Below are 25,457 nucleotides of genomic sequence, written 5' to 3' on the forward strand. Positions count from 1 at the left end.
CTAAAGCACTCGATTCCCCCAAGGAATCCCCCAAGCGTAATTGCGCAACAAAGCCTATGGCAGTCATTAAAGGTACGCCGGGTAACGGCAACACCGCAGACGATCTGACCGGCACTGACGCGGCAGACCAGATCGCAGGTGGCGACGGTGACGATCGGATTCGTGGTGGGCTGGGGGATGATTCCATCTCCGGCGGATCGGGCAACGACGGCATTACCGGCAACCAGGGCAACGACCTGCTGTTCGGTGGTGACGGCAATGACGACCTCAATGGCGGCGCGGACTATGACACCGCCCAATATCGTGGCGCGCTGAGCGACTACACCATCTATCTGAACGATCGCGGCGAAGTCGTGATCATCGACAATGTCGGTAGCGACGGTCGTGATATCCTCAAGAACATCGAAGCTCTGAAGTTCTGGGAAAACGGCGCGTACAAGACCTACGAACTGGCTGACATTCTTCCCTGATTTGGGTGTGCAACTCGGCGGGGGCGGACGAAATATGCTGCGCCAGCCGATTTGCCTAGCCTGATCATGTGAATAGTGAATTGCCGCTGACGCTGGGGGATATGATCCACCAGAGTCAGCGGCGATTTGCTTTGGCGATCCTTGCCATCTTGATTTGCCTGGTCAAGGCAGGCCAGTGTGAGTGGTGTTGCCGTCAAGACGGTGCGGGTGACCGGGGCCAGTGGTCCAATCTGGATATCCCCAGAGACATTGTCTGGTGCAAAGGATATGTGGCGAAAAGCGCTGCACGTTCGCCATGTTGCGATACGATGACACCCCTGTTTCGGCACGTTAGGCCTTCCCTTGCCGGCATCCCATCTTGCTAGCGGCGGACCGCGCCACATTGATATGGTTTGCCCGCAATGTGCCGTCGGATATCGCTGTGCTTCGCCCCTCGGACACGCTATGCAGCCGCCAATGGTGTTCGCTCGCCCGTGAAGGGCGTTCATTATATTTTGATGCCAATCACCTAAGCATGTTCGGAGCCAAATGGGTAACGCGGGAATTCTGGCAGATTCCTACGAACACGCTTTCTCGTTCCGGCAAGAATATGTAGAACTCTGTTCCTAAGACGCCAAGTCGGACAGGGCGGCTTTCGGCTTGATGCAGGACAAATTGATGCTGAAGGTATTTGATTCAGAATCGGAAATCGGTTCGGCGCTGCGTCGTTTCCGCTTCGCCATAGGACAGATCAGCATAATCAGCGCCGTGCTGAATATCCTGATGCTGGGCGGATCGTTTTTCATGCTGCTGGTCTATGATGAGGTGTTGCCGAGTCGCAGCATCCCGACGCTTGTCGGCCTGTTGATCATCATCACTATTGTCTATTGCTTTCAGGGGATATTGGACCTGTTGCGGTCCAGGGCGATGATCCAGATCGGCGCGCTGGTCGACCGGGAAGTGACGCCGCGCGTATTCGACGTGATTACCAAAATGGAATTGCGGCGGCGCGAAATGCCCGAAGGGACGCAGGCCGCGCGCGATCTGGATGCGATCCGATCCTATGTTTCAGGGTCAGGTCCGCTCGCCATTCTCGATCTGCCCTGGGTTCTTCTCTACCTGGCCGTCTTGTTCATGTTCCATTGGACGCTGGGCGTCATGGCGACGATCGGCGTCTTGGTTCTGGTCGCCATCATGCTGGCCGCCGATCGCATGACCAAATCGGCGACGATGAAAGCCACGCAGATCGGCTCCAGCCGTGGGATGCTGATCGAAATGTGCCGGCGCAATGCCGAAGTCATCTATGCCCTGGGTATGCACAAACGGGCCAGGCAGTCGTGGGAAGATGCGTCCGCTGCCTTTGTTCGGTCCACCGATCGGCTGGCGGATGTGGGCGGGCGGATGCAGGGGTTGAGCAAGACCTTCCGTATGCTGCTCCAATCCCTGATGCTGGCCGCCGGTGCTGCGCTGGTGATCGATAATCTGGCGTCGGGCGGCGTGATCATCGCCGGTTCGATTTTGAGCGCCCGCGCGCTGGCGCCGGTCGAGGCGGTCATCAGCAACTGGAAGGGCATGACGGGTTGCGTCCAGGCCTGGAAGCGGCTGGACTCGATGCTCAAGCAAGTGCCGGCGCCGATGCCGACGATGGAACTGCCCCCGCCATCCAACCGGCTGTCGGTGGAAGGGCTGACGCTTGGGCCGCCCGGTGCGAAGAAGGTGACCGTCAATGATGTCAGCTTCTCCCTGGCGGCGGGCGACGTGCTGGGGATTATCGGCGCGTCGGGTTCGGGCAAGTCCAGCCTTTTGCGCGGCCTTGTGGGCATCTGGGAACCTCTGCGCGGCGCGGTCCGGCTGGATGGCGCTTCGATCGATCAGTGGGACCCGGACATATTGGGCGCACATATCGGCTTCATGCCGCAGATGACCGACCTGTTCGATGGCACCATCGCGCAGAATATCGGGCGGTTCGACCCGGAAGCTCGTTCGGAGGATATCATCGCCGCCGCCAAGTCGGCCGATGTCCACGACCTGATCATCAAGCTGCCCAAGGGCTATAATCATCCCCTTGGCACCAATGGCGGCAATTTGTCGGCCGGTCAGCGGCAGCGTGTGGCGTTGGCGCGGGCGCTTTACGGTGATCCCTTCCTGATCGCGCTCGATGAACCCAATTCCAATCTCGACGCCAATGGCGAAGATGCGCTTGGCGCAGCGATCCAGGCGGCGCGCGCGCGCAATGCGATTGCGATCATCGTTGCGCATCGATCCAATATATTGGCTCATGTCACGCATCTTCTCGTCATGTCGAACGGCCAGATGCAGTTGTTCGGCGCGCGTGATAAGGTGATGGAAAAGATGAAGCTGCCCGCGCCCGCCCCGCCCCGCGTGGACGACAAGCCCGCAGTGATTTCGTCGGCTGGTGCCGCGTAGCAGATCGACAGGGATTTTCGGCATGTACTATCTGATCACCGACCAGCGCCCCGATCGTCCCGTGGAAAGGACGCCAGCCGTCACCTTGATGCGCAGCCTGCGCCACGCGATGCTGCTGGTGGGCATACTCGTCATCGTGCTGGGCGGCCTGGCGGCTTTTCTGCCGATGGCCAGCGCCGTTATCGGGTCGGGGGAAGTGACCGTCGAAAGCCGCATCCGGCAGATTGGCCATCCCACCGGCGGCGTGATCAAGGATCTGCCCGTGCGCGAGGGCCAGCATGTCAAGAAGGGGCAGTTGCTGATGGCCCTCGACAATCGGGTGAGTTCAGCATCAGCGGCCATGACCGGCGCGAATATCGATCAGCTTGAAGCGCGTGAAGCGCGGCTGATTGCGGAGCGGGACGGATTGCCGGCCATCATGTTCCCGGCATCGCTGCGTTCGCGGGCCAAGGACCCTGCGGTCGCGGAAATCATGCGCGTCGAACAACGCGCCTTTGCGTTCCGGCGGGCTTCGCGCGGGGGCCAGGAACAGCAGGTACAGGAGCGGGTGCGCCAGACACAGACGCAGATCGCCGGTTTTGAGGATCAGGTCATCTCGCTGGAAAAGCAGGCGGAGCTGATGGACGATCAGCTGGCGGCCACCCGGATGCTGTGGGAAAAACGCTATACGACGCTCGACAAGCTGAGGTCGCTGGAACGGGCCGCCATTGCGGCGCACAGCGCCGTGGCCGATGCGCGGGTCCAGGCGGCACAGGCGCGGGCGCGGCTGTCGGAAATAAGCCAGCAGGGTATATCGATCACGTCGGACCTCAGCGGTCAGGCAGGGACCGATCTGGCCACTGTCCAGGCGCAACTGATCGAACTGCGCCGCAACAATATCACCGCGATGACGGACGATGAACGCAATGCCATCCGCGCGCCGTCCGACGGGGTGGTGGACAAGATCAAATTCACCACCATCGGCGGGATCGTGCCTGCGGGCGAAACGCTGATCGAGCTGATCCCGGATGGCGATGATATGGAGGTGACCGCGCGTATCAGCATTGCCGATATCGATCAGGTCAGCCCAGGGCAGCTGGCCATGTTGCGCTTTTCCGCGTTCAACATGCGCACGACGCCCGAAATCGCCGGAACCGTGGCCTATGTTTCGGGTGACCGCCGCACCGATGAGCGCAACGGGATGCCCTATTATGTCGCGCGCGTTCAGGTGACGAGGGACGAGCTGAAAAAGCTGGACGGTTTGAAGCTGAAACCGGGGATGCCCGTGGAAACCTTCATCAAGACCGGCGAACGATCGATGCTGAGCTATTTGGTCAAGCCGTTGAGAGACCAGCTTTATCGCGCCTTCCGGCACAGCTAGAGCATTTGAGCAACCGGTGGGATCACCTGCTGGAGCGCGCTACAGGCAGCCGAATAAACGCAGCGGGGCGAGAAGCCCCATGCTGCTCTAAGCGGCGTAGATACACGCATGCCACCATGTGGTGGCGTCGTTTACAGCGTGATGACGACGCCCATGCTGAACCAGACGCCGTCGAAGCTGTCGACCGGCGAGTTGGTGTCGCGGCCATTATAGGAAAGCCGCGAGGTGACGGACCATTGGCGGTTCAGGCGATAGCGCGCAAGCAGGCTGCCGCCATATTCCGTCGCATTGCCGGTGGTCACGCCGACGGGATTATAATGGACCGCGTTGGCGCTGGCCGTAAACAGCAAAGCGGGCGTGGGCATATAGTCGACAGCCACTGTGCCGCGCGTGAACTGATCGCCAGCCACGAGCGGTGAGGCGGTTTCCTGTATGTCGCGCAGGCCATTGACCCGGACGGTCAGATATTCGGTCGGATTCCACAGCAGGTTGATATTATAGGACAGGCTGCTGACATCGCGGAGCTGCGGAATTTGCTTGCGATAATTGCGCGTGAGATAGCCGATCGTCGCAACGCCATATAAACGCTGGCTTATGTCAAAGCCCAGGCCGACTTCACCCTTGACGCGATAGGAATTGCGGTCGGGCGCCAGGCCCGATGGAAAGCCGGTTTCGCCCGGCCCAACGTCATAATAGAAGCGGTCATAATCGACCTGCCCGACGAGGTTGATCCCCTCGCGCAGGCGATAGCCGAGCTGGGCATTGCCGCCCAGTTGCGCATAGTCGCGAAAATCCTGGTCGATGACGGTGCCGGTACGGCTCCTGGCATCGGCGAAATCCACGCGCCTTCCGTGGACGCCAAAGCGATAGCTGAACCGACCAGCGGAAAATGAATAGGCCAGTTCGCCGTCGAAGCGTCCATGATGGACGGGCGATCGCGACAGCGTGACATTGTTGCGCCCCGTGCGCTGATCCACTTCGCGCTGGGCGGATGCTTCGAACAGGATGTTGTTACTGTCGACCGCGCCCCAGCGGTTGCGTGTCAGGACGCCGAATTCCGAAAAATTCTCATCCTTCGAATCGAAATGAAACCGATTGGCGTTGAACAGCTGGACCACATGGTTCGATTGCTGGCTGTTGCGGGCAATCGTGACGCGGGGCGCCACGGTCACATAGGCGTCGCCCCTGCGGTCTGCGTCCGATGCCACGACATTGTCGGTGCCGGTCAGGTCGTAGGTCAGGGCCGGATAAACAAATACGCTGCCGATCCGGCCGCCAATAGGCTTGAATTCGTCAGGCACACGCGCAGCGACACCGACATCGTCGGGGATTTGTTGCGCATGACCCGTTAAGGGGATGGACGTGACCGCGGCTGTCGCCACGATCCAGAAGTAATGTTTCAATTGAAACCCCCAAGCGGCCTGACGTATCATGGTCACTGGCCTCTATACACCAGAGTCGATGCCTGTAAATCTCCGGTTAACCATCAAAATGCAGGGCGCGTGCATCATCGCCCTTTCTGTGCAAAATGCGGCTGGCCCTGGCAGGCACTGCGCGCTGTTTGGCAATCGAAGAGGGAAGCGATGAACCATTTTGCGATTGCAGGGATCGTCCTGACCGCTGTCACCGGCCTTTACGTCGCATCGGCCAACGATCCCAACGTAGTGGGCGAGCGCGCGCTTGCCACGCAGCAGGATATTGCGGATTTGCGCATGGATACGGACGTCCTGTCGGCATTGCCGCCTGCCGGGCTGGATGCGGCGGTGTTCGGAAAGGCAAAGCCGCTGCGCTTTGTCTGGGTATCGGCTGACGCGTCGGCAGAGGTGGGTGATGGCAGCCGCGACCATCCCTTCGCCCGGATCGGCGATGCGGTTATGATCGCCCGGCCCGGCACGGCCATCATGGTGAAGGCGGGCACCTATCATGAAAATGTCCTTTTCCCCAAGAAGGTGAACGGCACGCCCGATGCGCCAATCTGGCTTGTGTCGGCCGATGGCCCGCAGGCGGCCCGCATCGTGGCGCCGCGCGAAGGCAAATGGGCGGCGATCGGGGGCGGGGGGACCGAAAATGTCCTGGTGCAGGGCTTCCATGTGACCGGGGGCCATAATGGCATCCAGTTCAGCCAGAATGGCTATGATTACCACGACACCGTCAACAATATCGCGGTCTATGGCAATGTCATCGACAACCCGATGGAAGACGGCGTGAAGATCAATGGCGGTAGCAATGTCGTCGTCGCCGACAACGTCATCACCAATTGCTATGACGAAGGCATCGACCTGCTGGGCATCACCAATGGCCGGATTTCCCGCAACAGCGTGTCGAAGGTCGAATCGAGGACCGGGGCGATATCGGTCAAGGGTGGCAGCGATCAGATCCTGATCGACGGGAATATGATCAGCGATATCATGTCCGATGGCGTGCTGGTGGGTGGCTGGACCAGCCCGCGCATGGCGTCGCGCCCCGGCTATGAAGGGTTCGAGGCGCGCAATGTCCGCGTGACTGGCAATGTGGTCGAGCGCGTGGGTAAGCGCGCGGTCAACATCATGGCGGCCCAGCGCGCGGAAATCAGCGGCAATTATCTGGATGTGTCGCAGGGCTATGGCGCGGTGATAGAGCTTGGCCGCAATCACCCCCGCGCGGCGACGGCCCTTTATTCGTCGGATATTGCGATTTCCGACAATCAGTTCAGCCGGAATGCGGGCAAGCTGCGCTCCATGCAGGGGACAGGGGCGATCCGCTTCCTGAACAACCGGGGCGGGGGGCGACCCGCCATTTCTGTCGGTCCACGTCCTCAGGCGCTGCCCTTTCCCGGCTGACCGCGAGCGCGAAGCGCATCGGCACGACAGCTTCACGCGCCTGTCTGTTGGGCAGATGTCCTCTGCTCTGCGTCAGACGGGCGGTTAGCTCTGCTTGACAGGCCATATCGGCCGGTTTCTGGCGTTCTTTTCTGCCTTGATCGCATTTTTTCGATCCATTCTGGCCTGGTCCAGGTCCAGCATAGCTATGCGTTAGATAATCACCTTTTTTCAGCAGAATAGCTGTACGCATCGCTGCATCGGCATAGCAGATGCGCGGCGCTGCGCGGTGATATGCCGCCTCTTTGCATGGAAACTTTATGCAGAAAAACCGTTGCATATCTGGACGTGAAAAAAACCTATGCTAAGGATAAAAGAAAACCATAATTTGGAGAGGTCGTATGTTGAATTCTATGCCACGCAGATATGCGTCCCGTTTTTTGATCACTGCGAGTGTTTCGGCCGCGCTTTGGATCGGAATTGGCACCATTATATTGACTGGTTTGCAGTAAAACTGCCAAAAATCAAATATTTGGGCTTCTGCTCACGGACAAGTCGATGAGATTTGCGTTCTTGCGCGATCTGCTGGAGTCTTGGTCTGCGTCTATGCTGCTCTATGCTTGCACGATACTGCAGGTGCGAACAGACTGGCCAGACGATTTTAACGCAAGCCATATTCCGCAGCGTTGAAATAATATTATATTTATAAAATGGAATTTATTACAAAACTACTCCTCGCACGGGCGATATTGGGCAAGTGCGCTTCTACGGCACAGTCAGGTGGCGGGGCCGCGCCGAGCGACGAAGGCCCGCCCCCACGATCATCATTTGCCCAGGCCAATCATCGAAACCTGCCGCCCATAATCCGCCTCGCCGCGATGGCAGGACCGGCGATAGCTGAAAAAGCGATCCGGCTGGCTATAGGTGTCCTCCTCCAGCAAATCGATCCGCCCGACCCCCGCCGCCGCCAGCCGCGACGCGACATAGGCGGCGATGTCGAACTGCACATGGCCCAGACGGCCCGCGGTGAAGAAACGCGCGTTATCCGCGTCGTCCCGCTCAAACCGCTCGGCAAAATCCAGCGTCACTTCATAGGAGGCGCGCCCGATACAGGGGCCGATCGCACAAGCCATGCGGTTGCGCTGCGCACCCAGCGCTTCCATCGCCACAATCGTCTGATCGGTCACCCCGCCAATCGCACCCTTCCACCCCGCATGCGCTGCACCGACCACGCCCGCCGCCTTGTCGGCAAACAGCACCGGCACGCAGTCCGCGGTCAATATCCCCAGCAATAATCCCGGCCGATCCGTCACCATCGCATCGGCGGCAGGGCGCTCGGTATCCGCTATTGCGCTGCCGACCGTCACGACATCGGGCGAATGGACCTGATGCACCGTCACCAGCTGCGCGCCGGGCATCACTGCGTCGCGCGCCAATTCCCGGTTGCGCAGTACCGCCGCGCGATCATCCTGCGACCCCAGACCCACATTCAGGCCGGCATATATGCCCACCGACACCCCGCCGCGCCGCCCGGCAAAACCATGGGGGATGTCGTGCAGGCCGGGTGCTGTCAGCAGGTCGATCATCATGGCTCCTTATGCCTTCACCGTTGGATGGTCATGTCGCGGTGACGCAACATACTTGCGCGCGCGCGATTAGGCGATAGTCTCCGCTCCCATAGCAAAAGGGGGCGGGTGATCCGGCCGCTGGGGCAAGACATCGCAAGATAAAGGGTTCCATCCATGATTTTCGGGCGCGTAAAATCTCTCGACGCCATATTGGCGACGGCGGAGAAGAAATCGCTGCATCGCTCGCTGGGCGCATTCCAGCTCACCATGCTCGGCATTGGGGCCGTCATCGGCACCGGCATTTTCGTGCTGACCGCCGAAGCTGCGCAAAAGGCTGGGCCGGGCATGATGCTTGCCTTCGTCATTGCCGGTTTCGTCTGCGCTGTGGCGGCGCTCTGCTACGCTGAAATGGCGGCGATGGTGCCGGTGTCCGGCTCCGCCTACACCTATAGCTATGCGGTGATGGGCGAGTTGATCGCCTGGATGGTCGGCTGGGCCTTGATATTGGAATATGCCGTCGCGGCGGGCGCGGTTTCGGTCGGCTGGTCCGGCTATGTTGTGGGCCTGATTGAACATACATTCCATCTCGACATTCCCGATCTGCTGACGCGCGGTCCGTTTGACGGCGGCATGGTCAACCTGCCCGCGATGCTGATCGCCGGTCTGGTCACCTGGCTGCTGGTCATCGGCACCAAGGAAAGCGCCTCGGTCAATGCCGTGCTGGTGCTGATCAAGGTCGCAGCGCTCACCCTGTTCATCGTGCTGGCGCTGCCGGTCATGAATATGGAGAAGTTCACCCCCTTCGCGCCGCTCGGCTTTTCGGGCATTTCCGCGGCCGCCGCCTCTATCTTCTTCGCCTATGTCGGCTTTGACGCCGTTTCGACGGCTGCGGAAGAGACCAAAAACCCTCAGCGTAATATGCCGATCGGCCTGATCGGATCGCTTGGCATCTGCACCATCTTCTACATGCTCGTGGCTGCTGGCGTCATCGGCACCGTGGGCGCGCAGCCGGTCACGGCAGGCGGTATCCCGATTGCGGAAGGCGGCATTGCTCTCGCCCCCGGTTCGACCGCGCTGTCGCAACAATGCGCGGCGCTGGCTGCCGCTGGCACCGAAGCTGTCACCTGCTCGAAGGAAGCGCTGGCCTGGACCCTGCGTGAAATCGGCTGGCCCCAGATCGGTAACCTGCTTGGCCTGGCTGCCGGTCTCGCTCTGCCTTCGGTTATCCTGATGATGATGTTCGGCCAGACCCGCATCTTCTTTGTCATGAGCCGCGATGGCCTGCTTCCGGCCATATTCTCCAAGGTGCATCCGACCTACAAGACGCCCTATGTCATCACCATCCTGACCGGCATCTTCGTTGCGCTGTTCGCAGCTTTCTTCCCGGTCGGTATCCTGGCGGACATTTCCAACTCCGGCACATTGTTCGCCTTCGCCGCCGTGTCGATCGCGGTGCTGGTGTTGCGTCGCACCGACCCGTCGCGCAAGCGGCCCTTCCGCACCCCGGCGATCATGTTCACCGCGCCGATCGCGATCCTGGGATGCATGTATCTGTTCTGGAGCCTGGGCGTCGAAACCAAGCTGATGTTTGTGGGCTGGGCCGCGGTCGGCCTGATCGTCTATTTCGCCTATAGCCGCAGCCGCAGCCATGTCGGGCGCGGTGTGAGCGATGTGCCGGAACTGGATGCGGGCATCCCGCCCCAGCCAGTGCCACCGCTGCCCGGCGCGCATACACCGGGCGGCCAAGATGCCTAATTAGGCAAAACGCCTGAACGAAAGAAAACGGGGCGGGTCACACCGCCCCGTTTTTTATTGCCAAGAGTAGATCAATGCAGAGTCTCGAACTCGACGTCCCGAAGGCCGCTATTATTGGGCCGGGTGAACAGCTTGCCCCGCTCCGCCCAGATCACGATCAGGAAGCTCAATGATCCGAACACCAGCAGGCCCAGGGTCAGCGGCAGGGTGGTGCCGTTAAAGGCACGGCCAACGATGCTGCCGAGCGTAGCCGACAGGGCGGTGGTCAGGAACGCCTGAAAGGAGGACGCTACGCCTGCGCCCTTTGAGAAAGGCTCCATCGAGATCGCGCTGAAATTGGAGGCGGTGAAGGCGACGGTCAGCATCGTCATCGCCTGCAACAGCATGAAGGTCATGATCGTCTCCCGCCCGGACAGTATGACGGCGAGATGGACGATGGCGATCAGGATGAAGGCAATCAGCGCGCCCTGGCTCATACGCCGCGCGCCAAAGCGTGACACCAGCCGGCTGTTGAGCAGGCTGCCGACTCCCATACATCCCGCGATGACCGCAAAGGCGATCGGGAAAATATGCTCTGCCTTGAACACATCGAAGAAAATCTGCTGCACCGACAGGATGAAGCCGATCAGTCCGCCCATCACCACGCCGCTGGCCAGCATATGGCCGATCGAGCTGCGCGTGCGCAGGATCGTGCCGACCGTGTGCAGCAGGGCATTGACCGTAATCCGCATCCGGTTTTCGGGCCGCAATGTTTCGGGCATCCGCACCACCATCCACAGCAGGAGCAGGCTCGCCAGGATCGACAGTGCCCAGAAGATCCAGCGCCATGGCGCGATCCACAATATCGCCTGTCCGAAACTGGGGGCCATGACCGGGATCAGCATGAATACCGCAAAGATCAGCGACATGACGCGCGCCATCGCATCGCCGTGAAAACGGTCTCGCACGATGCCCACGGTAATGACGCGGCTGGCCCCGGCGAAAAAGCCCGCGCAGGCGCGCCCGATCAGCATCATCGGGAAACTCTGTGCCGCCGCGCAGACCATGGATGACAGGATGAACAGCACCATCGCCCAGGCCAGTACCCCCTTACGGCCATAACGGTCGGACAGGACGCCAAAGAGCAGCGAGCCAACGCCCAGCCCCAGAAAATAAACGCTGATGATCAGTTGCCGGTCATTGGGCTGCGCAATCGCCAGATCGCGGCCGATGGCGGGCAAGGCGGGCAGCATCGGATCGATCGACAGCGCGTTCATCGCCATCAGGCAGGCGCATAGCAGCACGAATTCGCGGAACTGGATGTCCTTGCCCGCAGGCGCGGAAGGGGGAGTTTGGGCCATGCGTGCGGCTATGGGGATAATGACGCGCCGATGCCAGTCCTTATCTGCCACTGTTCATCGCACGCTTCGACCCGCGTTAACCTTGCCTGCCCCCGGAATGGCGCGCGTTCGGCCTGTTATGAGGCCAATGCCGTTAACCATTTTTTAGCAGCTGCCGGTCCAACCTGCTCTTCGTGGAAAAAGAACAAGGGTTGTCGTCCATTGGGTTAATGTTGGAAAAGGGAACAGGGTCATGGGCAATAGTATCAAGAGTGCGCAATTTCTAGCCGATAGCCGTATGGCGCGGGCAGCCGGCGGATCGGCAGAGGCCTGTTTCGATCTGGGCGTCGCCTTCAGCTGCGGCACCGGCGATATGCCGATCGATCTGATCGAGGCACATAAATGGTTCAATCTGGCGGCCCTTGGCGGCAGCGAAGAGGGCCAGGCGATGCGCGCCGAAATTGCCGAGGAAATGACTGCCCGCGAAATCGCCGAGGCCCAGCGTCAGGCTCGCGCATGGATCGCCCTTACGCAGGTGCGCGCCGCCTAATCTGCCTTCCTGAACGGCGTCCGTTCGGCCAGCCATTGCCGGTCCTGCTGCACGCCCGCCCGCTCTGCGGCCAGGAAATCGGCCACCGCGCGCCGAAAACCCGGATCGGGAATATAATGCGCGGAAAAGGTCGGTTCGGGGGCATAGCCCCGCGCCAGCTTGTGTCCGCCCTGCGCGCCCGCCTCCACGCGAGCAAGGCCGCGTGCGATCGCGACGTCGATCGCCTGATAATAGCAGAGTTCGAAATGGAGGTTCGGCACCTCCTCATTACAGCCCCAATAGCGGCCATAAAGCGTATCCGCACCGATCAGGTTGAGCGCGCCCGCAATCGCTTGGCCCTGGCGCAGCGCCAGCATCAGCAATACCCGGTCACCCATCGTCTCGCCCAGCAGCGAGAAGAAGGACCGCGTCAGATAGGGCGTCCCCCATTTGCGCGCGCCGGTATCCTGATAAAAATCCCAGAATATGTCCCAATGCGCCTCGGTCAGGTCGTCGCCGGTCAGGTGGACGATCTCCAGCCCTTCGACCGCCCGTGCGCGTTCCTTGCGGATATTCTTGCGCTTGGCGCTCGACAGGTCGGCCAGAAAATCGTCGAAACAGCCATAGCCGCGATTGGACCAATGAAACTGACTATCCTCGCGGACCAGCCAGCCCGCCGCCTCGAAATGCGCAATCTGATCCGGCGCCACGAAAGTCGCATGGGCCGAGGACAGGCTGTTGCGCTCCACCACTGTCTCGATCCCCGCGATCAGCGCCGGGGCCATCCCCCTGTCACGCAGCAGCAGCCGGGGACCGGGCACGGGGGAGAAAGGCGCGGCGATCTGGATCTTGGGATAATAGCGCCTGCCCGTCCTATGCCAGGCATCGGCCCAGCCATGGTCGAACACATATTCGCCCTGGCTGTGGCTCTTGGCATAGAGCGGCGCGGCGGCGGCGATGCGTCCATCCGCTCCGTCGATCAGCAGCGGTAGCGGCTGCCAGCCCGTCCCTTCGCCCACGCTGCCCGATCGTTCCAGCGCGCTCAGGAAATCCCAGCTGACAAAGGGATTGTCGGCCCCCGCGCAGGCATCCCACTGGTCGCGCGGCAAGTCGGCCACCCCCGCAGCGATCCGCGCGACGACATCGCTCATCGGCGGGCCTTCAGGCGTTGGGGTCTGGCAGCATGGGTCACAGCCCGGAAAATTGGGTCGCGCCCGCTATTGCGCAAGGTCCGCCGGTCAGCCAGCCGCGCGGACCAGCACGATGGCGTCGATTTCCACCACCGCGCCCAGCGGCAGCACCGGCACACCCACCGCGCTGCGGGCGTGCTTGCCTGCCTCGCCAAACACTTCCACCATCAGTTCGGACGCGCCATTGGCGACCTTGGGCTGGTCAGTGAAGGAAGGGGCGCTGGCGATGAACGCGCCCAGCTTTACGACGCGCTCGACCCGGTCGAGGCTGCCGAGCGCCGCTTTCATCTGCGCGATCAGGTTGAGGCCGCAGATCCGCGCTGCCGCAACGCCATAATCCAGTGCCCGGTCCTCGCCCAGACGCCCGGTCATCAGCCCGTCGGGGGCCAGCGAAATCTGCCCGGAAATATGCAGCAGGTCACCGGCCTGCACGCTTGACACATAGGCGGCAACCGGAGCGGCGGCCTGGGGCAGGGTGATGCCGAGTTCGGCAAGGCGGGCGTCGATGCTCATGATAAGGCTCCATCTGTGGAAAGTGTCTCGGTCGGTGCCGGCCCAGCGGCCAGCTTGTCCATGATCCAGCGTTCCGCCACCACCCAGTCATCGATCCGCGCATGGGCATGGCGAGCGGCGGGCACCGTTGCGGCAATTTCCGGTTCGCCCACCATATGCAGCCGCCATACGCCCGGCGCATGGCGCGCGACCGACGCATGATGTTCGGCCAGATCGTCGATGAACAGCGCCGCGCCCGGATCATGCGCCGCGACGATCGCGGCCAGCGGTTCGCCCTTCGGCCCATGATTCCAGTGGACCGGAAAGTTGAGGCCGAACGCCGCCAACTGCTCAACCCGCAACTGGTGGTGGCGTTCGCCAATATTGGTCAGCACGACGATGTCGGCGACCTGCGCCAGCCGCCCCAGCGCTGCGACCGCGCCCGCAATCGGCGTCTGCCGGTGCATTTCCATGTCGAAAAATTCCACCAGCAATGCCCATACCCGGTCGCGCTCGACAACCAGGCCGCTATCCTTGTGCCGCAGCGCTTCGGCAAAACCGCGATCATGCATGTCGAAATGCACATCATGCGTCTCGTCCAGCCAGGCGCGGAACGGCACGACCATGTGCAACAGCACCTCGTCGCAATCGGTGATGATCAACGGGCGGCTCATCGGCTCAAACTCTCCTGCGCGGCGATCAATATGTCGGGGCGCGTGTCGATCGCCTCGGCGCAGGCGATCAGGTCCGGCTCGTGATCGGCCAGAAAAGCCAGCACCGCGCTCAATATCGCCGGATTGTCGATCCCTGCGCGCAGCGCGTCACTGTCAAGGCCCGTCAGCGCCAGCAGCCGGTCGGCCCGCTGTCCGTCGGCCAATATCCAGCCCAGCGCCATCAGCGCCAGCGTCGCGGGGTCCGCGCCGCTATCGCGCTTGCCATTATGGGTGTCGGGTCGCATGATCGGCTCTCGGCGGGGGTGCGGCCAGGGGATGGCGCGCTTCATGGGCTGCTTGGAAATTATGGGTGACTGGTGGCAAAGCGCGTGCTTGTTGTCGAGGACAACGAACTTAATCTGAAACTTTTTTGCGATCTGTTGCGCGCTCATGGTCATGAAGTCTTACCGATGCGCGATGGCCGCGACGTGCTGGTGCAGGCGCGCGACTTTCTGCCCGACCTTGTGATCACGGACATTCACCTGCCCCATGTCAGCGGGCTGGACCTCATCATCTCCCTCAAGGCCGATGATCGCCTGTCCGCCGTGCCGATCATGGCGGTCACCGCCTATGCCGGGAAGGGCGATGAGGACCGGATTCGCGCCGCCGGGGCGCAGGCCTATGTGTCCAAACCCATTTCCGTGCTGCGCTTTATCGAACAGGTGAACAGCTTGCTGTAACGGCCCTGTCATGCGCCTTTCATCACCCTGACCCGGTCCCGCCGTCCGCTTGTCATCCCATGCTGGCACTGCGCCACGGCCACAGGGGCGCGGCGCACTGCCGACGGCCCGGAAACGCTATAAGGGTAATCAACCATGTCCCATCTGACCGACGAAGCGCGCGCGCCCTATCGTGATGCGCAGCCGACCATTTCCATGGGCGACAACAGCCTGGAAGCGATCGTTGCAGCCAATCCTGCGCGCCGCACGATCCTGAAAAACGGCCTGATGGGCCTGTCGATCCTGCCGATGCTGGGCATATTGTCCGCGTGCGACGATGATGACGCGGGTGCCACGCCTGCCCCCACGCCCACGCCGACCCCCACGCCGACCGACAGCTATACCATCAGCTTTGCCGGGGTTGCCGCCAACCAGAATGACACCGTCACCGTGCCGACCGGCTACACCGTCGATATCCTGCTGAAAGCTGGCGATTCGGTCGAGACCGGCAGCCCCTATTCGGGCAGCTTCCCGACGCCTGCGGACGCTGAAAAATGGGCCGGCGGCGGCCATGACGGCATGGAATATTTCGATCTGTCGGGGACCGATGCCAATAGCGGCGGCCTGCTGGCGCTGAACCATGAATATCCCGATTTCAACATCTTGATGTCCGGCAGCTACAATGCCGCCACCGCCACCGCCGATCAAAAGGCGCTGGCCCTGTCGGCAGTCGGCATCTCCGTGGTGGAAATCGCCAAGGCCAGCGACGGCAAATGGGGGGTCAAGGCCGGGTCGCGCTTCAACAAGCGTTACACGGGCAATGATCTCTATCGCGCGGGTGGTCCCGCCGCTGGCCTGCTGTCCAGCTCGATCAAGGGTATGCTCAACAATTGTGCGTCGGGCCGCACCCCTTGGGGCACCTACCTTACCTGCGAAGAAACCACCGACAATTATCTCGACCCGACGCAGCCTGCCGAAGATTATGGCTGGGTGGTCGAAATCGACCCCTATCAGGAACTGGCCGCCCCGACCAAGCGTACCGCGCTCGGTCGTTTCAGCCACGAAAACACCGCTTACATGGCCAATAGCGACAATCGCGTCGCCATCTATATGGGCGACGACACGACGCCGGGCTGCATTTATAAATTCATCCCCGACCGTGCTTTTTCCACCGCCAACCGCGCGGCCAATATCGACCTGCTCGACTATGGCACGCTCTATGTCGCGCGCTTCAATGGCGATGGCACGGGCGAATGGCGCGCACTGGTGCGGGGCCAGAACGGCCTGACCACCGGCGCGTCCGATCCGGGCGATGTCAGCCAGTTCACGACTCCGCCAGCCCCCGCGACGGTGGACTTCAACAGCCAGGCCGACGTGCTGATCAACTGCCAGTCGGCGGCGCGCGTCGCGGGCGGCACCATCATGGACCGCCCCGAATGGATCACGGTTGCGCCCGACAACAGCGCGATCTTCGTCACACTGACCAATAACAGCAGCCGCCGCGTCACCGATGCGGCCAACCCGCGCGTCACCAATCGCCACGGTCACATCGTCAAGTTCAAGGAAGAGGGCAATTCGCCGCTCGCCACCAAGTTCAGCTGGGAAATCTTCCTGCTGGCGGGCAGCCCGACCCTGGCCGACGATAATCTCAAGGGCAATATCAACGGCGACCCCTTCTCCAGCCCCGATGGCCTGCGCATCGACCCCAAGGGTCGCCTGTGGGTCCAGACCGACGCCAGCACCAGCAGTTCCACCACGTCGGTATTCGGCAATAACTCCATGTATTATGTCGATCAGACGACGAAGAAGTCGACGCGCTTCCTGGTCGGGCCAACCGGCTGCGAAATCACCGGCCTTGCCTATACCCCGGACCTCAAGACCTTCTTCATCAACATCCAGCATCCCACCGGCAACTGGCCGGTCGCCGGGCAACAGCCGCGCTCGTCCACCATCGTGGTCCGCCGCACGGACAGCCAGCCGGTCGGTAACTGATCCAATAATGAAAAGCCCCTCCCCTTTAGGGGAGGGGTTGGGGTGGGGGCGTGCCCAATCGCCCAAACCAACAGCAAAAGGCCCGTTCCACCACTGGAACGGGCCTTTTGGCTATCTTAAAAAACCGATCAAGTGCGCGGGGGGCAAACCCCGTAGCGGCTTACTTGATCTTGGCTTCCTTGAATTCGACATGCTTGCGCACGACCGGGTCATATTTGCTGAAGCTCAGCTTCTCGGTCTTGGTGCGCGGGTTCTTCTTGGTGACGTAGAAGAAGCCGGTGTCAGCGGTGCTGACGAGGCGAATCTTGACAGTTGCTGGCTTGGCCATGGCCTTATCCCCGGACGTGAATATAAAAAAGTAAGAGCGGCCCGCCAAATGTCAGGACCGCCCCGTTTCAGCGGTGGCCCATGGGGCAGATTCGCGTCGCTGTCAAGTTTGGCGCGCTTGGCCGGGCCGGTTTACCCGGTCTTAACCAGACAGGCGCATCATGCCAATGGAACGACAGGACAGCGAAGGGGCTTTCCCATGCGACATGATCCAAAGCTGGCGATATTGGCCGACCTGATGCGACGGGTCGACGGGCTGGCGGGCCAGCGCGGTCATTTGTCGGTCGTCCGGCTGCATGATGAAGTCGACCAGATTCGCCACATCGCCCGCGCCTTTCGCCTGGATGCGGTCGAAGGACTGGCCGGGACGCTCGAGTCGGCGCTCTCGCTCCACGGCCTTGGCCCGGTGGTGCTGTCCTATCTCGACCTGATGCGCGACGCGATCACCAGCGACATGCCCGTGGCCGACATCGTGCCGATCATCGCACACCGCCCGCCCGCCGCCGCACGTCCCACCCTGCGCGCCTGAACCAGCGCTGCCGATGGACGCCCTGCTGCTTGCCCTGCTCGGCTGCCTGCTTGGCGAAATTGGTGACAAGAGCCAGTTGCTCGTCCTCGCGCTCGCCACCCGTTATCACCGCAATGGCGCCGTGATCGCCGGCATCGTCGTCGCCGCCATCGCCAATGCCGCCATTTCCGCCACCGCTGGCGCATGGATCGGCCCGATGCTGGGGGCCGACGCCCGCCTTCTGTTCCTCTCGCTCTCCGTCCTGTTTCTGGGGATCGGTATGTTCTGGCCCGTCACCGCGCCCGATCCGCTGGCCAACTGGCCGACCGGCGCCTTCCTCACCACGATGCTGGGCCTCTTCATCCTGGGCTTTGGCGACGGCCCGCAATTTCTGATCCTGGGGATCACGACCCATAGCGGCAATCCGGTGCTGGCGGCTGTCGGCGGCGCAATCGGTGTGATTGCGGCGTCCGTGCCGGTCGTGCTGTTGCGTGATCGGCTCTTCGCCGTCCTGCCCACCCGCGCGATCCGGCTGGGCGGCGGCGTGCTGCTGCTGGTCGCGGGCGCTATCATGGCCTTGTCGGCGCTGGCGCTTTTCTGATCGCTTTATTTCATCAGGCTGATCGCGTTTTTCGGTGGCACCTTATGCGCCGTCGATCATTATATGTCCGAAACCAATTCCAGGAGGACATCAATGACCGCCGCCGATCTCAAGACCCCCACTGACCTTAAAAGCAACGCCACCAAGTCCGTGGCGCAGGCATTGAACGGCGTGCTGGCGGACAGCTATGCGCTGTACCTTAAGACCAAGAATTTCCACTGGCACGTCTCCGGCCCGCATTTCCGCGACTATCATCTGATGTTCGATGAGCAGGCGACCGAAATCCTCGCCACCACCGACCTGATTGCCGAGCGCGTCCGCAAGACCGGCAATGTTACCCTGCGCTCGATCGGCGATATTGCCCGCCATCAGAGCCTGACGGACAATGACGCCGAATTTGTCAGCCCCGCCGACATGCTGATGGAATTGCGCAACGACAATCTGGCGCTGGTCGAATCCTTCCGCGCGGTGAAGGCTGCCGCGACCGAAGCAGGCGACAACGCCACCGAAGGCATTGTCGATGATTGGACCGACCAGGCCGAACAGCGCGCCTGGTTCCTGTTCGAGGCTGGCCGGGGGGCGTAAGCGCCGCAGGCAGATATTTCTTTTCGCGCAGAGGCGCAGAAAGCGCAGAGGGGTTGCATATACTCTCGGCGTTCTCTGCGCCTCTGCGCGAAAAAACAGAAAACCAGCTTTGCTGGAAGAGCAGGTCAGGCGTCCTGGACTGTCTCGATAGCCAGAATTGCCACAGAATCCGGCTTACCCGCGAAATCGACCAGTTCGCCAACCGCCGCACCCATCATCGCGCGCGCCAGCGGCGCGGAAAAACTGACCCGTCCGTCCGCCGGGTCAGCCTCGTCATCGCCCACGAGTCCGACCATCTTGTCCCGCCCATTGAGCCGATAGGTCACCCGGCACCCGAAAGCGACAGCATCCCCCGCTGCGACCGGCCGCACCTCCGCCGTCGCCAGCCGCGTGCGCCAGTAGCGCAGCACACGATTATGCTTCTTGGCATCCTCTTCGACCATACCGCTCAGATCGACCGCCTCCAGCGCCGCGACCTTCTCCCGCGTCAACCGCAAGCCCCGCACCGTCACCCAGTTCGGCCCCGCCGGGATCGGCAGCTCGAACTTGGGTTCCATATGCTCATCATCGCCCTCGCGACGAAAGGCGACACTCATGGCTCAATCTTCATCGAACAAGCCGGCCAGCTGCTCCACCATCGTCCCGCCCAATTGCTCGGCATCCATGATCGTCACCGCCCGCTTGTAATAGCGGGTCACGTCATGCCCGATACCGATCGCGACCAGCTGCACCGGCGATCGGTTCTCGATCCAGTCGATCACCTGCCGCAAATGGCGCTCCAGATAGGTGCCGCTGTTGACCGACAGGGTCGAATCATCCACCGGCGCGCCGTCCGAAATGACCATCAGGATGCGGCGCTCCTCATTGCGGGCGATCAACCGGCTGTGCGCCCAGAGCAGCGCCTCACCGTCGATATTTTCCTTCAGCAGCCCTTCGCGCATCATCAGGCCGAGATTCTTGCGCGCCCGCCGCCATGGCTCATCGGCCTTTTTATAGACGATATGGCGCAGGTCGTTGAGCCGCCCCGGCATCGGCGGTCGCCCGGCGGCCAGCCACTCCTCGCGCGCCTGTCCGCCCTTCCACGCCCGCGTGGTAAAGCCCAAAATCTCGGTCTTGACCCCGCACCGTTCCAGCGTGCGCGCCATGATGTCGGCGCTGATCGCCGCGATGCTGATCGGCCGTCCGCGCATCGACCCTGAATTGTCGATCAGCAGCGTCACCACCGTATCGCGAAATTCGGTATCGCGCTCGATTTTGTAGGTCAGCGACCGGGTCGGGTCGATGATGACCCGCGCCAGCCGCGCCGCGTCCAGCATCCCCTCATCCTGATCGAAATCCCAGGACCGCGACTGTTGCGCCATCAACCGCCGTTGCAGCCGGTTGGCGAGCTTCGTCACCGCCCCCTGCAAGCTGACGAGCTGCTGGTCGAGGAAGCCGCGCAACCGCACCAACTCCTCCTCGTCGCACAGCTCATCGGCGGTGACGATTTCGTCATGCTTGAGCGTATAGGCCTTGTAATCGAAGCCCGGCGGCAGGTCGGACATAGGCCGGTTGGGGCGGACCGGCATCATGCCTTCCTCGCCCATATCGTCCGCGCCCGCATCGCTGTCGGCGTCGAACTCGTCGCTATATTCCGTCTCGCCCTCTTCGGTGTCGCCGCCCTGATCCTCGGCGCGGGCTTCGGCATTCACATCGCTGTCGCCGGACTCGTCCTCCCCCGAATCGCCGTCCTCCGACTGCTCCTCATCCTCGTCGCCCTCGTCCTGCGACTCTGGCTCGTCGGTATCGGGCGGCACGTCGGCGTCGATCAGCTGGAGATGCTCCAGCATCGCGGTGGTCAGCTTCTGGAAGGCGCGCTGGTCGTCGATCGCCAGCGCCAGCGCGTCCAGATCATGTCCGGCCTTGTCCTCGATCCACTGCTCCACCATCGCGACGCCCGTCGCGACGTCCTTGGGGATAGCCTGCCCCGTCAGCCGTTCGCGCACCTTGAGCGCCAGCGCGGTGGACAGCGGCACCTCGTCCGCCGACCGCGCCCGGCGGATCGCATCGGACTTTAATCGCATGTCGAGCGCATGGTTGAGGTTGGCGCGCACCCCCTCCATCTGCCGCGATCCGATCGCCTCGACCCGCGCCTGCTCGACCGCGTCGAACACGGCGCGCGCCACCGCCTCGCCCGGCGCGGACGCGGCATGAATCTTCGCGCTATGATACCGCAATTTCAGCGCATTGGCGTCGGCAAAGCCTCGCGCCAGCGCCACCTGATCAGCCGGCAAAGTCCGCGCGGGTGTCGGCACCTTGATCGCCTTGCCCGCCAGATGCGGGGCATCAGCGGTGAAACCGACCTCCACCTCCATATCGCGCGCCATCGACCGCGCCGTCCCAGACAGCACGTCCTTGAAGGCATCGAGGGGGGAGCGTTCGGTCATGTCAAAGGCTACGGAAAATTTGTTCGATGTCCGTTGGCGGTGTGCTGTTGTCAAATCGGTGAAGCACTGAGCCTTGCGTGCTTTTCTCTCGCATCAAAATGACCTCATTGCTGTGGTCATAAGTGAAGGCGTAACGAGTGCCGGAAATTTTCGCCCACAATACGTTGCCAGCAGTACCCGATGCCCCGAATACTTCCACGTTGCCATCAGACTTCCAAAGTATTGCGCCTAACAAAGTAAGCGCAATCCCGTTGACTGATTTAGCGTGATGATCCGCCCGGCTCATCACGCCATCGGCATAAGCCTTGAGCTGATGAAAATCATTGATCTGTAAAGGCATGGCTTACCCCGCCTTCCCCACCACGCTCTCCGGCAGGTCCTTGCCGAACACGCGCTGATAATATTCGGCCACCAGTGCGCGCTCCGCCTCGTCGCATTTGTTGAGGAAGCTCAACCGGAACGCAAAGCCGACATTTTTGAAGATCAGCGCGTTCTGCGCCCAGCTGATCACGGTGCGGGGTGACATGACGGTCGAAATATCGCCGTTGATGAAGCCCTGCCGCGTCAGTTCGGCGACCTTGATCATATTCTCGACTTCCTTGCGGCCGCCTTCATGATCATATTCGCCGGACTTGGCCAGCACCACCTGCGCCTCGGTCGAGGCGGGCAGGTAATTGAGCGCCACCACCAGATTCCACCGGTCCATCTGGCCCTGGTTGATCTGCTGCGTGCCGTGATACAGGCCCGTCGTGTCGCCCAGACCCACCGTATTGGCGGTCGCGAACAGGCGGAAATAGGGGTTGGGCCGGATCACGCGATTCTGGTCGAGCAACGTCATCTTGCCGTCGGTTTCCAGCACGCGCTGGATCACGAACATCACGTCGGGGCGGCCCGCGTCATATTCGTCGAACACCAAAGCGACCGGGCGCTGCAATGACCAGGGGAGCAGGCCTTCCTTGAACTCGGTAACCTGCTGCCCGTCTTTCAGGACGATGGCGTCGCGCCCGACCAGGTCGATGCGGCTGATATGCGCGTCCAGATTGATGCGGATGCACGGCCATTTCAGGCGCGCGGCGACCTGTTCGATATGGCTCGATTTACCCGTGCCATGATAGCCCTGCACCATGACGCGGCGGTTGAACGCGAAGCCTGCCAGAATCGCCAGCGTGGTGTCGGGATCGAACACATAAGCGGGGTCCAGGTCCGGCACCCGCTCGTCGGCTTCGCTAAAGGCCGGGATCTGCATGTCGACGTCGATGCCGAACACATCGCGGGCGTCCACGAACCGGTCGGGGGCATCCATCAGCGTTTCGGCGCGCGTGTCGGGCTGAACGTTGGAAATATCAGTCATCGGGTCATCATCTTCCTGCGAGTCACGCCAGCCCTAACCGATCCATGAAGGCTGTGTCGATAGAGTGGGGGCAAGGATGCGCCGGATCAAGCGGCCCATTCGGCCAGATTGGCCTCCTGCCCGATCAGCGCCAGCCCATGCGCGATCGATGTCAGTTCGCCCCCGGTCGCAATCCGATCCGCCCCGAAGCGCGCGTCGAATATCCCCCGGATTGCCGGGATCAGCGACGATCCGCCGGTCAGGAACACCCGGTCGATGGCGTCCGCGCTTACGCCTGCGGTTGCCAGCGCCTTGTCCACGCATCCCTCGATCCGGGCGATATCGGGCGCGATCCAGCGCTCGAAATCGGCGCGCGTCACCTGCGTTCCAATCTCCAGCCCGCCGCCTGCAAAGCGGAACGCCGCGCTCTCCTGCGCCGACAAAGCCCGCTTCAGGCTGCCCACCGCATCATAGAGCGGATAGCCCAGCTCCTTTTCGATCACCGTCATCATCCGCCCGATCGCGGCGGGCTCATCGGCCGATTTCTGTAGCCTCGCCAGTTCATCCATCGTCCGCCGGTTGCGCATCAGCGCGAGGCGCGACCAGTCGGCAAAGTCGGCGAAATAGCTGCGCGGTATCTCCAGCGTCTTGCCGAACGACTGGTAACTGCCGCCCTTGCCCAGCATCGGCAGCACCAGATGGTCCATGATCCGATAGTCGAACCGGTCGCCAGCAATGCCGATGCCCGCCGATCCCAAGGGCGTTGCCCGCCGCGCCGCGCCCGGCGCTTCCACCCGCACGATCGAAAAATCGCTGGTGCCGCCGCCAAAGTCCGCGACCAATATCGTCGCCGCCTGCGTCAGGCGGCTGGCATAGCTGAACGCCGCGCCCAGCGGCTCATAGACATAATGAATGTCGGCACCGAAATCGGCGAACATGGCGTCGTAACGCTTGCGCGCCAGCGCCTCGTCAGGCCGCGACCCGGCATAGGTCACCGGTCGCCCGACGATGATCCGCTCCGGCCTCTGGTCCAATGCGCCGCCCGCATGGCCGACCATATGCTTGAGGAACATCGCGCCCAGTTCCTCGAAGCGATAGCGTTTCTCAAATATGTTTGCGCTCTCGAAGATCGGGCTGGCCGCGACCGATTTGAACGACTGGAGGAAGCGGCTATCCTCTGGATATTCCATATATTCCGCGATCGCCCATGGCCCGGCCTCATGCGCGAGGCCCCCCTTGACGCCCTCCTCATGCCAGAAGCACAGGGCAGAGCGGAACACCGCCCCGGTCGCTTCTTTGCCCGCAAATTCAACCAGATCGGACTGCTGGCCAGTGGCGATGGCGACGACGCTGTTGGTCGTGCCGAAATCTAGGCCCAGCGCGCGCGGCACGTCCTGCATGATTGTGTCTCCGGGGAAGGGGCCGCGCGCTATGACAGCCGTGCCGTGTCAGGACAAGCCTGTCCTACAGGCCCCTTTACTGCCATGCTCCGCCCCGGCTCTTTCCCATCGTCGATCTTGCGAAAAACTTGCCATGCGCAACATGGGTAAAGTTTGCGAACTTCCGCAATCGAAACCCGGTTGAATTTCGGTGACTATGAAGTTTGCAAATTCACCACCAAATTCCTCCCCTGCAAGGGGAGGGGGACCACCAGCGTAGCTGGTGGTGGAGGGGTGTCACCCTGTCGAGAGGGCGACACCCCTCCGTCTGGCCTGCGGCCATCCACCTCCCCCGCCAGGGGAGGACGGGCTTATTCTTGAAACGCCAATATCGGATTTGCAAAGGACAAGATCGCCTAAATTTTAAGCGAAAATCGCCGCCTTCTTCAAATGGCCATAGGCTTCGATCACCGCCTGCAATGCGCTTTCATGGCTGCGATCGCCGCCATTATGGTCGGGGTGATAGCGGCGCAGCAACTGGGTGTAGCGCGTCCGCAGCGCCTTGCGGTCGGCGTCGATCTCCAATTCCATGACGCGCAGCGCCTTGCGGTCCTCCGTCGACAGAAATTGCCCGTCCTGCCGCATCTGCGCATCGGCCCGCGCCTTGGCCACCCGTTCCTTGAACTTCGCGCCAATGGCGTCGAGCGGATCGGAGAAATCCGACCATTTGGGCGGCGGGCTGTGCGCGTTGGAGGAGAAAGCGCGCGTCTCCCTCTCCCACCCGGCAAAGGGGCGCTGGGCAGCGGCGATTTCCTCCGGCGACATGCCGGTGAAGAAATTATAGCCCTGATTAAATTCGCGCACATGGTCCAGGCACAGCCAGCGCCAGCGCGGCCCCTCGTCACCGGGGCGGGCGCTGCCCTCCAGCGGTGGCGCGCGAAACTCGCCCGCTTCCGGGCAGCCGGTCACCCAGCAGGGGCGGTCGCCCTCCACCCGGCCATGGAAGCGGTTGAAGCGGCGGGTCGAGAAAGGGTCGGTCGACAAAACTGT

General features: G+C 62.0%; 26 protein-coding genes. 12 read left to right on the top strand and 14 right to left on the bottom strand.

Annotation, left to right across the window (positions count from 1 at the left end; all coding sequences use genetic code 11):
* The 4 genes from ACODSR_RS04700 to ACODSR_RS04715 all read left to right on the top strand — a co-directional run.
* On the top strand, positions 1–470 hold a 470-nt coding region (locus tag ACODSR_RS04700), incomplete at its 5' end, for a calcium-binding protein (RefSeq protein WP_489074187.1).
* A 403-nt stretch (positions 471–873) separates the two neighbouring features.
* Positions 874–1,065, top strand: a complete 192-nt coding sequence (locus ACODSR_RS04705; protein ID WP_489074609.1) for an SGNH hydrolase domain-containing protein — start codon at positions 874–876, stop codon at positions 1,063–1,065.
* Between the two features lie 62 nt (positions 1,066–1,127).
* Positions 1,128–2,876 carry a type I secretion system permease/ATPase gene (locus ACODSR_RS04710; protein ID WP_489074189.1) on the top strand — a complete coding sequence of 583 codons (1,749 nt, stop codon included), beginning with the start codon at positions 1,128–1,130 and terminating at the stop codon, positions 2,874–2,876.
* A gap of 22 nt (positions 2,877–2,898) precedes the next feature.
* Positions 2,899–4,236 (top strand): HlyD family type I secretion periplasmic adaptor subunit, encoded by a 1,338-nt coding sequence (locus ACODSR_RS04715; protein WP_489074191.1) that lies wholly within the window; start codon positions 2,899–2,901, stop codon positions 4,234–4,236.
* 131 nt (positions 4,237–4,367) lie between these two features.
* On the opposite strand, the gene ACODSR_RS04720 is transcribed toward ACODSR_RS04715, so the two are convergent.
* Positions 4,368–5,639, bottom strand: coding sequence for an outer membrane beta-barrel protein (locus ACODSR_RS04720; RefSeq protein WP_489074193.1), 1,272 nt, complete (start codon positions 5,637–5,639; stop codon positions 4,368–4,370).
* 180 nt (positions 5,640–5,819) lie between these two features.
* On the opposite strand from ACODSR_RS04720, the gene ACODSR_RS04725 reads away from it, so the two are divergent.
* Positions 5,820–7,055, top strand: a complete 1,236-nt coding sequence (locus ACODSR_RS04725) for a right-handed parallel beta-helix repeat-containing protein (protein ID WP_489074195.1) — start codon at positions 5,820–5,822, stop codon at positions 7,053–7,055.
* 803 nt (positions 7,056–7,858) lie between these two features.
* Here ACODSR_RS04725 and pgeF read toward each other — a convergent pair.
* Positions 7,859–8,620 (bottom strand): peptidoglycan editing factor PgeF, encoded by a 762-nt coding sequence (gene pgeF / locus ACODSR_RS04730; RefSeq protein WP_489074610.1) that lies wholly within the window; start codon positions 8,618–8,620, stop codon positions 7,859–7,861.
* Positions 8,621–8,776: 156 nt separating this feature from the next.
* On the opposite strand from pgeF, the gene ACODSR_RS04735 reads away from it, so the two are divergent.
* Positions 8,777–10,357 (top strand): amino acid permease, encoded by a 1,581-nt coding sequence (locus tag ACODSR_RS04735; RefSeq protein ID WP_489074197.1) that lies wholly within the window; start codon positions 8,777–8,779, stop codon positions 10,355–10,357.
* A gap of 71 nt (positions 10,358–10,428) precedes the next feature.
* Here ACODSR_RS04735 and ACODSR_RS04740 read toward each other — a convergent pair whose 3' ends face one another.
* Positions 10,429–11,697, bottom strand: a complete 1,269-nt coding sequence (locus tag ACODSR_RS04740) for a multidrug effflux MFS transporter (RefSeq protein ID WP_489074199.1) — start codon at positions 11,695–11,697, stop codon at positions 10,429–10,431.
* Positions 11,698–11,929: 232 nt separating this feature from the next.
* Between ACODSR_RS04740 and ACODSR_RS04745 the strand changes: the two genes are divergently transcribed.
* Positions 11,930–12,226 carry an SEL1-like repeat protein gene (locus ACODSR_RS04745; RefSeq protein WP_294138036.1) on the top strand — a complete coding sequence of 99 codons (297 nt, stop codon included), beginning with the start codon at positions 11,930–11,932 and terminating at the stop codon, positions 12,224–12,226.
* Here ACODSR_RS04745 and ACODSR_RS04750 read toward each other — a convergent pair.
* From ACODSR_RS04750 to ACODSR_RS04765, 4 genes are all read right to left on the bottom strand, one after another.
* Positions 12,223–13,356, bottom strand: coding sequence for a GNAT family N-acetyltransferase (locus ACODSR_RS04750; RefSeq protein ID WP_489074201.1), 1,134 nt, complete (start codon positions 13,354–13,356; stop codon positions 12,223–12,225). The genes ACODSR_RS04745 and ACODSR_RS04750 overlap by 4 nt on opposite strands.
* A gap of 87 nt (positions 13,357–13,443) precedes the next feature.
* Positions 13,444–13,908 carry a RidA family protein gene (locus tag ACODSR_RS04755; protein WP_489074203.1) on the bottom strand — a complete coding sequence of 155 codons (465 nt, stop codon included), beginning with the start codon at positions 13,906–13,908 and terminating at the stop codon, positions 13,444–13,446.
* The gene (locus ACODSR_RS04760) at positions 13,905–14,561 is read right to left on the bottom strand and encodes an HAD family hydrolase (RefSeq protein WP_489074205.1); all 657 of its coding nucleotides are present in this window, start codon (positions 14,559–14,561) and stop codon (positions 13,905–13,907) included. Before ACODSR_RS04760 ends, ACODSR_RS04755 begins: the two co-directional genes overlap by 4 nt.
* The gene (locus tag ACODSR_RS04765) at positions 14,558–14,845 is read right to left on the bottom strand and encodes a DUF3572 domain-containing protein (protein WP_489074207.1); all 288 of its coding nucleotides are present in this window, start codon (positions 14,843–14,845) and stop codon (positions 14,558–14,560) included. The genes ACODSR_RS04760 and ACODSR_RS04765 overlap by 4 nt, the downstream gene beginning before the upstream one ends.
* Positions 14,846–14,917: 72 nt before the next feature.
* On the opposite strand from ACODSR_RS04765, the gene ACODSR_RS04770 reads away from it, so the two are divergent.
* Both ACODSR_RS04770 and ACODSR_RS04775 read left to right on the top strand, forming a co-directional pair.
* Positions 14,918–15,280: a response regulator gene (locus tag ACODSR_RS04770; protein ID WP_489074208.1), complete on the top strand. Its 363-nt coding sequence runs from the start codon at positions 14,918–14,920 to the stop codon at positions 15,278–15,280.
* Positions 15,281–15,415: 135 nt separating this feature from the next.
* The gene (locus ACODSR_RS04775) at positions 15,416–17,251 is read left to right on the top strand and encodes a PhoX family protein (RefSeq protein WP_489074210.1); all 1,836 of its coding nucleotides are present in this window, start codon (positions 15,416–15,418) and stop codon (positions 17,249–17,251) included.
* A 160-nt stretch (positions 17,252–17,411) separates the two neighbouring features.
* Here the strand turns inward: ACODSR_RS04775 and rpmG are convergent, their stop codons facing one another.
* Positions 17,412–17,579, bottom strand: a complete 168-nt coding sequence (rpmG, locus tag ACODSR_RS04780) for a 50S ribosomal protein L33 (protein ID WP_006959016.1) — start codon at positions 17,577–17,579, stop codon at positions 17,412–17,414.
* 198 nt (positions 17,580–17,777) lie between these two features.
* Here rpmG and ACODSR_RS04785 point away from each other — a divergent pair, with 198 nt between their 5' ends.
* From ACODSR_RS04785 to ACODSR_RS04795, 3 genes are all read left to right on the top strand, one after another.
* On the top strand, positions 17,778–18,107 hold the full coding sequence (locus ACODSR_RS04785) for a hypothetical protein (protein WP_489074212.1): 330 nt from the start codon (positions 17,778–17,780) through the stop codon (positions 18,105–18,107).
* A gap of 13 nt (positions 18,108–18,120) precedes the next feature.
* Positions 18,121–18,687: a TMEM165/GDT1 family protein gene (locus ACODSR_RS04790; protein WP_489074214.1), complete on the top strand. Its 567-nt coding sequence runs from the start codon at positions 18,121–18,123 to the stop codon at positions 18,685–18,687.
* Positions 18,688–18,780: 93 nt separating this feature from the next.
* Positions 18,781–19,272, top strand: coding sequence for a Dps family protein (locus ACODSR_RS04795; protein ID WP_489074216.1), 492 nt, complete (start codon positions 18,781–18,783; stop codon positions 19,270–19,272).
* 125 nt (positions 19,273–19,397) lie between these two features.
* On the opposite strand, the gene ACODSR_RS04800 is transcribed toward ACODSR_RS04795, so the two are convergent.
* The 6 genes from ACODSR_RS04800 to ACODSR_RS04825 form a co-directional block, all read right to left on the bottom strand.
* Positions 19,398–19,868, bottom strand: coding sequence for a GreA/GreB family elongation factor (locus tag ACODSR_RS04800; protein WP_489074218.1), 471 nt, complete (start codon positions 19,866–19,868; stop codon positions 19,398–19,400).
* Positions 19,869–19,871: 3 nt separating this feature from the next.
* Positions 19,872–21,698 carry a cobaltochelatase subunit CobT gene (gene cobT / locus ACODSR_RS04805; RefSeq protein WP_489074220.1) on the bottom strand — a complete coding sequence of 609 codons (1,827 nt, stop codon included), beginning with the start codon at positions 21,696–21,698 and terminating at the stop codon, positions 19,872–19,874.
* A gap of 1 nt (position 21,699) precedes the next feature.
* Positions 21,700–22,038, bottom strand: coding sequence for a hypothetical protein (locus ACODSR_RS04810; protein WP_489074222.1), 339 nt, complete (start codon positions 22,036–22,038; stop codon positions 21,700–21,702).
* A gap of 3 nt (positions 22,039–22,041) precedes the next feature.
* A complete protein-coding gene (gene cobS, locus ACODSR_RS04815) occupies positions 22,042–23,049 on the bottom strand; it encodes a cobaltochelatase subunit CobS (protein WP_489074224.1) in 1,008 nt (335 codons plus the stop codon).
* 86 nt (positions 23,050–23,135) lie between these two features.
* Positions 23,136–24,428, bottom strand: a complete 1,293-nt coding sequence (locus tag ACODSR_RS04820; protein WP_489074226.1) for an Hsp70 family protein — start codon at positions 24,426–24,428, stop codon at positions 23,136–23,138.
* A gap of 402 nt (positions 24,429–24,830) precedes the next feature.
* The gene (locus ACODSR_RS04825) at positions 24,831–25,451 is read right to left on the bottom strand and encodes a DnaJ domain-containing protein (protein ID WP_489074228.1); all 621 of its coding nucleotides are present in this window, start codon (positions 25,449–25,451) and stop codon (positions 24,831–24,833) included.
* Positions 25,452–25,457: the final 6 nt, after the last annotated feature.

Source organism: Sphingobium sp. FG125 (assembly GCF_057809795.1).